The sequence below is a fragment of the Psychrobacter sp. 219-2-C genome (assembly GCF_049560815.1).
Classification (GTDB): Bacteria; Pseudomonadota; Gammaproteobacteria; order Pseudomonadales; family Moraxellaceae; genus Psychrobacter; species Psychrobacter faecalis.
The window spans coordinates 2,681,097-2,692,832 of sequence record NZ_CP186933.1 but is presented as its reverse complement, the minus strand read 5'-3'; the positions used below and the strand labels follow the sequence as shown (position 1 = coordinate 2,692,832).

The following is an 11,736-nucleotide window of genomic DNA, read 5'->3' as shown; positions in this document are numbered from 1 at the left end:
GAGAGTAATGAACAAAAAGTAAAAGACATAAAAAAGCGCCTTTATTAAAGACGCTTTGATAGATACTTAAAACACCGTACTTAGTTTCAATGATTGAGAATTTTTGATAAAAACAGCTGCGCGCGCTCACTTTTTGCGCCTTCAAAAAACTCATCCTTACTACAGTTTTCGACAATATGCCCTTCATCCATAAAAATAATCCGATTGGCCACCTGACTGGCAAAGCCCATTTCATGGGTCACGCACATCATGGTCATGCCATCGCGGGTCAACTCGACCATTACATCGAGCACTTCTTGAATCATCTCTGGGTCAAGTGCGGAAGTTGGCTCGTCAAATAGCATCGCTACCGGATCCATCGCCAAAGCACGCGCAATCGCTACCCGCTGCTGCTGTCCGCCTGATAGCTCGGCGGGGTATTTTGGCGCTTGCGCACTTAAGCCCACACGGTCGAGATAGGCCATGCCTTTTTTCTTAGCCTCATCTTCTTTACGGCCCAACACTTTGATTTGCGCGACCGTTAAGTTATCGATAATAGTCAGATGCGGAAACAACTCAAAATGCTGAAACACCATGCCTACGCTACTACGCAGCTTAGGCAAGTTGGTTTTTGCCGCGCCAACTGAGATACCATTGACCATGATATCGCCCTTTTGAAATGGCTCAAGCCCATTTACGGTTTTAATAAGGGTCGATTTACCACTACCCGATGGCCCGCAAACCACCACCACATCGCCTTTATGCACATGCGCGGTACAGTCAGTTAGCACCTGAAAGTCGCCGTACCATTTGCTAACGTCAGTCATTTTGATGACTATCTCGGCGCTTGCATGGCCATTGTCAGTGACCAGTCCGCCAAATTCATTTATATAGGTATCAGCATTGTTTATCCCTGACTCATTCATCGCTGGCTCCTAACCACTTTTTCCATCATTATTAAATGAAAATCTTAATAGTAAAATACTGCGCCAAATTTAAATTAAAACCTCAAGCGTTTTTGCAATTGCTGCACGCCGATAGAGGCACTTAGGCTGATGATAAAATAAACAGCTCCCGCACCTAAAATGTAAGGCGTCAGTAAGCCCATCAGCTCACCACGGACGTAAGCGGCGCGGAAAAAATCCGTCAACCCAATAGCAAAAACCAATGTCGTATCTTGGAATAAAATAATACATTGCTGCAAAATTAGCGGTAGCATTTTGCGAAAGGCTTGCGGCAAAATCACCAAACGCATGGTTTGACCATAAGTCATGCCCAATGCCTTTGCGGCATTCACTTGCCCGCTACCGATAGATTGGATACCTGCGCGCACCACCTCTGAGAAGTATGCCGCTTCAAACATCATAAAGGCGACGACACACGAGGTAAACGCGGTATCAAGCTGTAGGTATTTACCGGCTATCCAAAAGTACATCATCGGTACGGCAAAATAAAACCACAGCAATACCAGTAGTAATGGCACAGAACGAAAGTAATTGACGTATAATTTGGCAGGAATTTCTAGCGCTTTGATGCCGGACAAGCGCATCAAAGCCAATACCGTCCCTAAACTAATACCGCCTAAGATAGCGAGAAACAGCACCTTTAAAGTGGTCAGCATACCTCCCATTAAGCCCGGATACGCCGTTGCAAGTTCGGTCATCATATTCATTTTTGACTCCCTGCAATCAGCCCAGGTACTCGTAATTTACGCTCAATCAGTCCCATAATGGCAATTAACGACAGATTAAAAACCAGATAAATAATGGTCGCATAAGTGTAAATCTCGAGGCTGTTTTGGGTATATTCACTGATGGTTTTGGTTTGGCTAATCAGCTCCATCACCCCGACCAGCGACGCTACCGACGCGTTTTTAAAGCAGTTGGTGAGCTCCGAGCTTAGCGGTGGCAAAATAACACGAAATGCCTGCGGTAGTAGCACTTCTTTATACGCCTGCGGAATCGTAAAGCCGAGCGCGTAAGCAGCATTGATTTGCCCTTCAGGTAAGGATTCGATACCGGTACGCACCTGCTCAACGATACGCGCGGCGGTAAATAATCCCAAACCAATACTGGCGGACAGCATGGCTGAGGTATTAGGCGATAAGTCTTTATACCACCACTCTTGTAGTGCAGGCGTCAGCCAACCGGGGGCGATATAAAACCAAAAGAATAATTGTACAAGAAGAGGAATATTACGAAAAAATGTCACATAAGCGGTACCAATACTACGCGCCGCTTTATTTGGCAAGGTACGCATGATGCCCAAAATAGTACCAATCACCATGGCAATTGCCCAAGCGATACTGCCAATCAATAACAGCCAGCCAAGACCGGTCACCATCCAATGCAGGTAAAGCTCATTACCGATACCGGTTTGCTCAAAGAGCACACCCCAGTTCCAGCTATAATTCATGATGGTCTCTCCAAGCCATGAGTAAAAAGCCAACGCCCCAGACTGATAAACAGCAGTCTGGGCGCGTCAGCAAGCTATGTTGAGGGACAAAAATTACTGAGCGGTTGCTTCTTTTGGCTGTGCGCTATCGTGTGGATTGGCAATCAAAGCTTTTAGATTGTCTGACATCTCAAAGTTTAGATTGACGTTTTTTGGCGGAATGGGGTTGGTAAACCACTTATCATAAATGCTATTAATCTCGCCTGAGCTAAAGACATTGGCAAGCGCTTCATCGACCACCGCTTTAAATTCAGGATCGTCTTTACGCATCATACAACCATAAATCTCAAACGATTGCGGCGTACCAACAATCACCCATTCATCTGGATTTTTGGCTTTGGCTTTTTCACCGGCAAGTAGTACATCATCCATCATAAAGGCATCGGCACGGCCATTTTCTAACATAAGGAAAGCTTCGCCATGGTCTTTTGCCGAGATGACATTGGTGTCCATTTTATTTTTATCATTGTATTCACGAATATAACGCTCTGAGGTCGTACCAGCAGTCGTGACCAAAGTTTTACCTTTTAGGTCTTCAAAATCTTGAATACCTGAGTCTTTTTTGGTCAATAAACGCGTACCAATTTCAAAGAAACCGTTTGAGAAAGCCACTTGTTTTTGGCGCTCTTCGTTATTGGTGGTTGAGCCACATTCAAAATCAACCGTGCCGTTTTGCACCAGCGGAATACGCGTTTGCGAAGTAATCAAGTTATAACGAATTTTTAAATCCGGCATATTAAGCTTTTCTTTTACCGCATCGACCACTTTCATTTCTAAATCGTGCGCATAGCCAATCGGCTGATTTGGGTCATCAGCGATGTAAGAAAAGGGAATAGAAGAGTCTCGGTGACCGACCACGATAGTGCCCGATTCTTTGATCTTTTGTAGCGTACCGTTGGTATTTTCTGCCGCTTCTGTCGTTGTCGCTGTGCCATCTGCTGGCGGCGCTTCGGTGTTGGTTTGATTGCTATTGTTACAGCCTGCTAGGCCAAGTGCCATAAAGGCAACCAACGTTAGAGGTTTTGAGATTAAGTAGGTCATGAGATACATCCTTTTATCACATTTATACAAACTAGGGGGGACTTTGACGGTATTTGCGCCATTATTTGACTTTATATAAGCCCTTGGTTGACTTTTCCGTCATGCATCCATGCTGTTGCTTTAAGTTATCACTATGCAACTTAATGTTACTGTACAACAATTTGCACGATGCGGGTAAACTTTTTTTAATGCGACTGATATTTTACAGATTTCGTTTAACAAACATTTAAATTACGCCCATAACCAAGCCGCTATGATTGATAAATAATCATTAATCCCCATAAAGCTAACAACTTCTTAATACTAGTTATGACCTATGACCCAAAATACTCAAGTCCCAAATATTGATCAACAAGCGAGCAGCCACCGCGATAATGACGTACGCCAACGCTTTTTTATCGAAGACTCACCGGTGCGCGGCGATGTGGTACGCCTATCGCGCAGCTATGCGACGACAATTGCCCAAAAAGCTTATCCTGAAGCCATTAAGCGCTTATTAGGCGAGATGCTGACGGCGGCAAGCTTGCTGATCAGTACCGTTAAAATAAACGGGCGCTTATCGATTCAATTGCAATCATCAGATAGCGACAGTTTGCTCAATTGGGCAATGGCAGAATGCGACCAAGACGGTATCATTCGCGCCCTTGCCAGCTGGAAAAATGACACCGACGAGCAAGTGCAAGCGTGGGAAAATATGATCCATGCCAAAGACGCCTTTGCTGAGCTCGGCGCTGCTGGTCAAGGCGTGTTATTTATCAATATCCAGCCTGATGGCGGCGAGCCGTATCAAGGTATCGTTGAGCGTAGCCATGACAACTTAGCGGATTGCTTAGCGCATTATCAAAAACAATCGGCGCAGATTCCAACGCTGATCAATCTGGCATCCGATGGTTTGCAAGCTGGTGGTATCTTGGTGCAAATGCTACCTCGTACCGCAGCCGAAACCTATGAAGTCGAGCAAAACCAAGATGCTGGTATCGATGATGACTTGTGGACACGCTTAAGTGTGCTCACGCGCACGCTAAAAGCAGAAGAGCTGACCACGCTTGATGCCAATGAAATTCTGTACCGTTTGTATAATGAAGAAAAAGTCGTTGCCCCTGAGCCTGTAGCGTTATCGTTTGGCTGCACCTGCTCACGCGAGAAGTGTGAGATGGCCATCGAGCAAATCGGCGAAACCGAAGCGTTAGATATCGTGGACGAACAAGGCGGTACGTTTGAGATGGACTGCGGATTTTGCGGTGCAGTCTACAAATTTGATAAAGACGATGTAGCGGCTATTTTCGCTGAGTAATCTTTAATTTTACTTCTGTTAATTAAAAACCCTCAAGTATGATGCTTGAGGGTTTTTTAGTTTTTACAACTAGCGATTTTTTATAGATTTATTAATGATAATATTCATAGTATTAACACCTTAAATCTCGACCTCGTAATCTATCGGATACGAATAAATTCGACTATCAAGCCCATATTTTGCGTCATGCGCGTCGCCTAATCTATTGGCTGATAACCAAGAAATCACTTGCGCAAGCACCCGATCGTTATAAGTTAAATTCATATGATTGACGCCATAAAATATCGCCTTATGACCCTCAGGTACGCTCAATGTGTGCTCTTCAGTATATTCGCCAAGCGCCGACTCTACTGACACCAGCCCATCACCCAATAAGCTGGTGGTTTTATTTTCATAATGGGTTTCAATCAACGCCGCTGCGACCAGATAAGTATTGACGTGCAGCGGTAGGCGCGTCGGATGACGAAACTCTGCCGGTAGCACGCTGCGCTCCTCTAAAGATTTCCAATCGGCATCGCGAATACTGCCATAACGCAAATCGATAATACCAGCGCTACGTAAGTCGCCCAGTTTCGCCAATGACCCAGCAAAAGGCAGCTTAGCGATTTTATATTGCACAAAATTGCCAATCTGCTCCAAACTTGCGCCATGATGCGGTGTACCTAAAGTCACCAAATTACCCACACGCTCAACCCAGCTGAATCCCTGCTCTTTACCATAAAACAGTGCGCTACGGCTCAGCAGGCCGCCCATACTATGGCCGATTAAATCAAGCTGGGTAATGTCTGGATTGCTTTCGACCAAATCTTGCAAGACTTTAGCAAAGCTACGCCCATTACTGGAGATACGCCGACCGGTATTATAGTTCAAATATAAAACTGTACTGTCTGGCAACTTGTGGGTCAGCATAGCACCGAGATTATTTTCGCCCGCAACTTGCCAGCTTAAATGACTCAAACAAAGCCCATGACACAAAACAATTACTCGCCCCGATAGTGCGCCACTTTGCACATAATTGTCTTTATCGTATAGCATCATCGACACGGCCAACGGATTGTCATGGGTGACAAGGTGGTCGCCCATCACGCCATTTAGGATATTGACCATACGCCGTAAGTTTAAAGGCAGTGGTTGTATTTTTTTGGGTTTTAAAACCGTGTTATACAAACGTAGCCCTATGGCAATATTGTTGCCGACCAATTGCATCGCTTGACGCACCGTACCATAAATGCGTCCGGTGATACCGCGCTGCCAGCGCTCAAGATTACCATTATTAAACCGCCCCAAAGGACGCAGCAAAATCTCACGGTGGATAGCTTCGACAATATCCGTTACTTCCACGACACCCATAGTAGCAAGCTGCGCCAAGCCTTCAAAAAAATCCACCAAAGAGATTGGTTGATGCGGTTTTATCACACTGTTATCGACATTTTTGGCGATCAGCTCATCGACATAAATATAGTCAAGTTCTGCTAGCGCTTCATAGACATCGTCTTGAAAGTCTGCTTTTGCGCTCAATTCACCATCAGAGGGACGCCGAGTGGTCGCAAATAAATCGTGTATGGTTTCTATAGGTCTTGGATTGGGCATAGTGTTGCTACAGCAAGCGATTAAGGGTAATTGCCATACTAGCCTGTAAATGCCATAAACAGAAGAAAATGATTTAACTATCAGGTATTTTTATGGTTAAAAAAACAGGGAACTATAAAATATCGAAACTTACCCATTAGTAGCTATCGCCTACAACACAAAAATCCTAAAGCCATGACTTAGGATTTTTATGTTTGTTCAGACGTATCATTACTAATGCAAATAGTTAACTAGACAAAGGATTCTGCCAGTATGACGTCACCATCTTCGCGTGTAATCATAACTGTCGCTGAGCGCGGGGTACTACCGCCAGCCACTGCTCCCCATGTATTACCCGGATGCTGAATATTAATAAACAAGGTTTTAAAGTCTGGCGTCATCGTGATACCTGTGACTTCACATCCCTCCGGACCGACAAAAAATCGTTTGATGTTATCATTGCTGGCAGGCATACCGACTCGGGTTTGTTGCCCTACTGACGTGGTTTGAATGGCGCCATCGCTTACATTACCCGGTAGCGCTGCCAGTAACATACAGCTACTGGTATCGGTATAAGCGCCGTCGTCTGTTTGAATCCATAAAACGCCGCGTGGATCGAAGTATAAGCCATCGGGAGAAGAAAAATCATTACTGTCATTTAATTGCGATAAATTTTCTGCTACTAAATCATTCGGTGCAGCAAATAAATAAATGTCCCAGTCAAAACTGGTTGCCGCATGATCACCGCCCGCTTCTGCCCAGCGAATGATATGGCCGTTGTCATTGCCACGCGCTTTGCCGCCAGTATTATAGCTGCGCGGATTGGACGCCGACACTGGCTGATCATCTCGTACACCACGATATTTATTATTGGTCAAAGTCACATACACTTCACCCGTTATCGGGCTGACCGATACCCATTCTGGTCGATCCATTTTGGTTGCACCGACTGCATCTGCTGCCGCGCGAGCAAAGACCAATACCTCATCTTGTCCATGAAAAGGCAACTCGCTGTTCAAAGCATCCAGTCCATTTTGACCATGAATCAACGCTTTCCATTCCCCGCGACCATTTTCATTAAAAATGGCAACATAGAGCGTGCCCTCATTCAAATACTTGTCACCCGCTTTTAATCCACCACCGATATCAGCATTTGACCATGTGGCTTTAGAGACGAATTTATAAATATATTCACCGCGAGCATCATCGCCCATATAAAACACCACCGGTTTGCCTTGTTCAACGGGAGCATAAGCACAGTTTTCATGAGCAAAACGTCCCAGTGCCGTGCGCTTTTTAGGCATGGAATTTTGATCAAAAGGATCAATTTCGGTGATATAACCAAAGGTATTAAAACCATTTCGATAATCGTCAGTAGCGCTAGCACTAGTAGCAGTCATATCCCAGCGTGAAAACTCGTCTACGATCTTGGCATCTTTGGCATCAGGGGTGTGCCAAAGATATTCAAAGCCAGAGAAATTCTCCGTTGCGCCATAGCGCTCGCGACCATAATTTTGTCCTGCGCTCAGCTGACTGGCATCTTGCCCACGGGCAAACACCCCTAAAAAATTCTCTTCGGTGGTCAGATAGGTGCCCCATGGCGATAAGCCTGCGCCGCAATTGTTATTGATACCGCGAGTTTGAAAGCCTGTTGGGTCAAACTTGGTCTTGACCAAATCAGAGCCCGCAACAGGACCTGCTAATTGCGTGGTTGTACTGCTGGTGATACGGCGATTGTATTTTGAATTGGGGACCATCTCATAGCCCATGCCATCGGCGCGGCGCTTCATCTCGACCACTGCTACCCCATGACAATTGACCTCACGACGTACGTCGCTTGCAAGTCGACGATTTTGAAAGATTGGCGCAGCATTTTTATCTTGGATCACATGGTAACCAAATGGGCTCAGCTCGCTGCTATTGACGTATTCATGATTCATGACCAGTAGTCCATTCTCTGATGCTTTGGCATCATAGGCAGTGCCCTTTTTGCCAAAGAACCACATGCCATCATGGTTATCACCCATACGCCATTCGAATGACTCAGCTGACTGCTCGCGATTGTCTTTCCAATCATCAATGCCAGATATCAGCGGCGTGCCTAAAGGCAGTATCATCTCAGCCTTATAGCCTGCCGCCACGCTCATGGTTTCGGCAGTCGAATGCGCCACTGCGGTAAACTTCAAAGTTTCGGGACGCTTGAGATCACCTTGTGCAGGGATAGCAGCATCATTGCCATTATTTTTGGTAGGAATACTATCGTTATCGTCGCTACAGCCAACTAAAGGTAGCGCTCCAAAAAACGCCGCCGCTGTCAATCCTGTGCCACCTTTTAGGATACTACGCCGATTTAAACGGCGACTAATAATGGTTTGAAAATCAATATTGTTGCTCGGATTAGAATCTTCAACGACTTCATGGGCAAGCGGTTGTTTGTTATTCAATAATGTCATTATCAGTCACCTTGCTGTTAGGCTTGATTGGCATGAGAGAGTTGATTGCAGTCTTGTAATTGCAATCACCAAAATACGAATTATGCCTAATTCTACTGAGTGTTTATGACAGTACGTTGAAAACCAAATGCCGATTTGATAGTTATTTAATGATAAGCTTAGGATAAATGACTATCACCACTGATAAACCAAAAAAATCCCAAGCGTTCACTTGGGATTTTTTGATAGCGTTAAGCATTAATGCCTTCACAGATTAATAGGTGATAGCTGTGATAAAAACTTATTTAACCTCTGTCTGCCACTGATGAGCGCCTAGTTTTAAAGTCAACACATCGCCCGCATGTAAAGCGCCAACGCCGCTTGGCGTCCCGGTCATAATGACGTCGCCCGCTTGCAAACTAAAAGCATGACTGATATTGACCAATAACTCATAAACGGGAAATAGCATCAAGGCACTATCGCCGTCTTGCTTAAGTTCGTTATTAATATTCAGCTGATAATGGACGTTTCTGAAGTCACCAAAGGCATTTGCATCGAGCCAGTCAGCAAGCACACAAGCGCCATCAAAGCACTTGGCGCGCTCCCAAGGATGACCTTTTTCTTTCAGCTCAGTTTGTAGCTCACGCAAGGTCAAATCAAGCCCTAATGTCACGCCACCAATAGCTTGTTTCGCCTCTGCAAGCGTGGCTTTTGATAAGTCTGTTGCTAGCTGAATACAAAGCTCAGCTTCATAGTGGGTTTCGCCAAAGATGGCAGGGTTTGGGCGCTCAACGCACTGATGGATAGATACCACCGAAGAGGCAGGTTTTATAAATAGCATCGGCGCGCTAGGCACTTCATTGCCCAACTCCTCTGCATGCGCCGCATAGTTGCGCCCGACACAGACGACTTTACCGATAGAAGTACGCAGACGTTCGCTATTATCAATGCTGGTATCACTATTGGTATCAGTGGTGCCAGCAGTATCTTTCACATTACCAATAATAGCGTTGGCGATGGACATATGGGGCGATGAGCTCATACAGTTTCCTTCCGACCGATTTTTTAATTTATGACCACTATAGCTTTTTTATTTTGCCGTGCCTACTTTTAAGGAATGGTATTGGTAACCACGTCTGGCGGCACATAGCTGGCGTGACGATTCATACGTTTTTCAAACAATCTAAAGCTAAATAAAATCACCCACGACAGCAGCAGATAAACGACACCGGCCGCAAAGAACAATTCCATCAAGGTATAAGTACGCGCACTAATCGTACGCGCAACGCCCGTGATATCCATCAACGCAATGGTGGATGCCAGCGCGCTTCCCTTTAGCATAAAGATAACTTCGTTACTGTAGGCAGGAATCACAATACCAAAAGCGCGCGGTAAGGTAATACGCGTCAGCTTCTGCCATTTTGACATGCCAATAGCATCGGCGGCTTCAAGCTCGCCCACAGGAATATTTTGGATTGCACCGCGAATAATCTCTGCCAAATAGGCGCTAGTATTGAGGGTAAAGGCGATGATGGCACACCAATAAGCTTGGCTAAGTACCGGCTCCCATAAGAACGAGTTACGTACCGCTTCGAACTGCCCAAGCCCGTAATAAATCAAAAATATTTGTACTAGTAGCGGCGTGCCACGGAAAAAGAAGATATATAAAAATGGTAAAACTTGCACCAGCCAATTTTTGGACAGGCGCAATAATGCCAAAATCAAACCAAAAAACAACCCAATAATACCCGAGAATACAACGAGCTGGACGGTCAATACCGCGCCACCCATTAAATCAGGGATATGGTCAAAAATGACCTGCCAATTCCAATCCATAGTATCTCTCCTCTACCCTATGGTCGATTGACTTTGAGTGGTTTGATGGTGGGTTTGACGGCTGAGCTTTTTAGCATAACGCGCCGCCGGATTGGCACGCCACTCAAGCCACATCATAAAACCGGTAATCAACATGGTCAGACCCAAATAAATAATCGCCGCGGCCATATAAAAGGTAAACGGCTGCTGTGTCGACTGTGCCGCGCGCGACGATTGATACATGATATCTTTTAGACCGACGACCGACACCAAGGCGGTATCTTTGAGCAATACCAAAAACAAATTGCCGAGACCTGGCAGCGCAATCTGCCAAACTTGCGGCAAGGTAATACGATAAAAAGTCTGAAAAGGTCGCATGCCAATCGCTTGCGCCGCTTCTCTTTGCCCTACCGGAATCTCTTGAATGGACATACGAAAAATTTCGGTCGCGTAAGCACCAAAGGCAATCGATAACGCCATCACCCCGCCCCAAAACGCGCTAATCTCGATATAATCGTTATAGCCGAACTTTTTGAGGATGCTCATAAGCAAGATTGAGCCGCCGTAATAAATAAACAGCACTAATAACAGCTCAGGGATGCCGCGCATCGTGGCAGTATAGACCGTCGCAAGCTTACGCAGCAGCCAGACATTGGACATCTTGGCGGTCGCGCCAAGCAAGCCTAACGCCATACCGATGACCAAACTGGTCAGCGCCAGCTTTATAGTGACGGTAGCGCCGCTTAGTAATAGCGCGCCAAATCCTTGTAAATCAAACACAATTATCCACTCAGTCTCTTTATATTAGCAAGTTGCAAAATATGAGTTAAAAGAATCAGCATCAATAGCTGAGCGCTGCGCATAGTCGTATGACCAACCGCATAGATGGCGGTTTTTTGCGTCATAGAGTGACGTCAGATACATACGATTTTGGCGGCGGAAATTGACACAGTAGAAATGAGCGCTGATTTTATCATATTCGCTGCCAGCTATGTTAATACTCACGCATAAAAGCGCTGCCTAAATAGATACTTATCAGGATAAATAGCCTATAAATCAGTGATATCTGATAAAAGTTGACCCTTCATAATGCATAAAATTGTGGTGATTCTTTGAGTAAGGAATCATGATAATCATTTTTAAACAAAATCG

10 protein-coding genes are annotated in these 11,736 nt (G+C 45.3%); 1 reads left to right on the top strand and 9 read right to left on the bottom strand.

The window, feature by feature from the left end; genetic code table 11:
- Positions 1-86 precede the first annotated feature (86 nt).
- The 4 genes from ACPEGP_RS11095 to ACPEGP_RS11080 all read right to left on the bottom strand — a co-directional run bounded on the left by ACPEGP_RS11095 (position 87) and on the right by ACPEGP_RS11080 (position 3,474).
- On the bottom strand, positions 87-806 hold the full coding sequence (locus ACPEGP_RS11095; protein WP_190295528.1) for an amino acid ABC transporter ATP-binding protein: 720 nt from the start codon (positions 804-806) through the stop codon (positions 87-89).
- Between the two features lie 173 nt (positions 807-979).
- Complete coding sequence (locus ACPEGP_RS11090; RefSeq protein WP_068405974.1) at positions 980-1,651, bottom strand: ABC transporter permease subunit; 672 nt, start codon at positions 1,649-1,651, stop codon at positions 980-982.
- A complete protein-coding gene (locus tag ACPEGP_RS11085) occupies positions 1,648-2,394 on the bottom strand; it encodes an amino acid ABC transporter permease (protein WP_193031106.1) in 747 nt (248 codons plus the stop codon). The genes ACPEGP_RS11090 and ACPEGP_RS11085 overlap by 4 nt, the downstream gene beginning before the upstream one ends.
- 93 nt (positions 2,395-2,487) lie before the next feature.
- Positions 2,488-3,474 (bottom strand): glutamate/aspartate ABC transporter substrate-binding protein, encoded by a 987-nt coding sequence (locus ACPEGP_RS11080; RefSeq protein ID WP_423813451.1) that lies wholly within the window; start codon positions 3,472-3,474, stop codon positions 2,488-2,490.
- Positions 3,475-3,790: 316 nt separating this feature from the next.
- Between ACPEGP_RS11080 and ACPEGP_RS11075 the strand changes: the two genes are divergently transcribed.
- Positions 3,791-4,768, top strand: coding sequence for an Hsp33 family molecular chaperone HslO (locus tag ACPEGP_RS11075; RefSeq protein WP_423813450.1), 978 nt, complete (start codon positions 3,791-3,793; stop codon positions 4,766-4,768).
- A gap of 120 nt (positions 4,769-4,888) precedes the next feature.
- Here the strand turns inward: ACPEGP_RS11075 and ACPEGP_RS11070 are convergent, their stop codons facing one another.
- From ACPEGP_RS11070 to ACPEGP_RS11050, 5 genes are all read right to left on the bottom strand, one after another.
- Positions 4,889-6,358, bottom strand: coding sequence for an esterase/lipase family protein (locus ACPEGP_RS11070; RefSeq protein WP_423813449.1), 1,470 nt, complete (start codon positions 6,356-6,358; stop codon positions 4,889-4,891).
- A gap of 230 nt (positions 6,359-6,588) precedes the next feature.
- Positions 6,589-8,790, bottom strand: coding sequence for a PhoX family protein (locus ACPEGP_RS11065; RefSeq protein ID WP_423813448.1), 2,202 nt, complete (start codon positions 8,788-8,790; stop codon positions 6,589-6,591).
- 280 nt (positions 8,791-9,070) lie between these two features.
- Positions 9,071-9,700, bottom strand: a complete 630-nt coding sequence (locus ACPEGP_RS11060) for a fumarylacetoacetate hydrolase family protein (protein WP_369811286.1) — start codon at positions 9,698-9,700, stop codon at positions 9,071-9,073.
- A 179-nt stretch (positions 9,701-9,879) separates the two neighbouring features.
- Positions 9,880-10,605 carry an ABC transporter permease gene (locus ACPEGP_RS11055; RefSeq protein ID WP_193031118.1) on the bottom strand — a complete coding sequence of 242 codons (726 nt, stop codon included), beginning with the start codon at positions 10,603-10,605 and terminating at the stop codon, positions 9,880-9,882.
- A 12-nt stretch (positions 10,606-10,617) separates the two neighbouring features.
- On the bottom strand, positions 10,618-11,364 hold the full coding sequence (locus tag ACPEGP_RS11050) for an ABC transporter permease (protein WP_068405995.1): 747 nt from the start codon (positions 11,362-11,364) through the stop codon (positions 10,618-10,620).
- Positions 11,365-11,736: the final 372 nt, after the last annotated feature.

Excerpts from the sequence above, each read along its gene's own strand:
- ACPEGP_RS11095 (WP_190295528.1), bottom strand. The coding sequence starts at position 806 with ATGACTGACGTTAGCAAATGGTACGGCGACTTTCAGGTGCTAACTGAC.
- ACPEGP_RS11090 (WP_068405974.1), bottom strand. The coding sequence starts at position 1,651 with ATGAATATGATGACCGAACTTGCAACGGCGTATCCGGGCTTAATGGGA.
- ACPEGP_RS11085 (WP_193031106.1), bottom strand. The coding sequence starts at position 2,394 with ATGAATTATAGCTGGAACTGGGGTGTGCTCTTTGAGCAAACCGGTATC.
- ACPEGP_RS11080 (WP_423813451.1), bottom strand. The coding sequence starts at position 3,474 with ATGACCTACTTAATCTCAAAACCTCTAACGTTGGTTGCCTTTATGGCA.
- ACPEGP_RS11075 (WP_423813450.1), top strand. The coding sequence starts at position 3,791 with ATGACCCAAAATACTCAAGTCCCAAATATTGATCAACAAGCGAGCAGC.
- ACPEGP_RS11070 (WP_423813449.1), bottom strand. The coding sequence starts at position 6,358 with ATGCCCAATCCAAGACCTATAGAAACCATACACGATTTATTTGCGACC.
- ACPEGP_RS11065 (WP_423813448.1), bottom strand. The coding sequence starts at position 8,790 with ATGACATTATTGAATAACAAACAACCGCTTGCCCATGAAGTCGTTGAA.
- ACPEGP_RS11055 (WP_193031118.1), bottom strand. The coding sequence starts at position 10,605 with ATGGATTGGAATTGGCAGGTCATTTTTGACCATATCCCTGATTTAATG.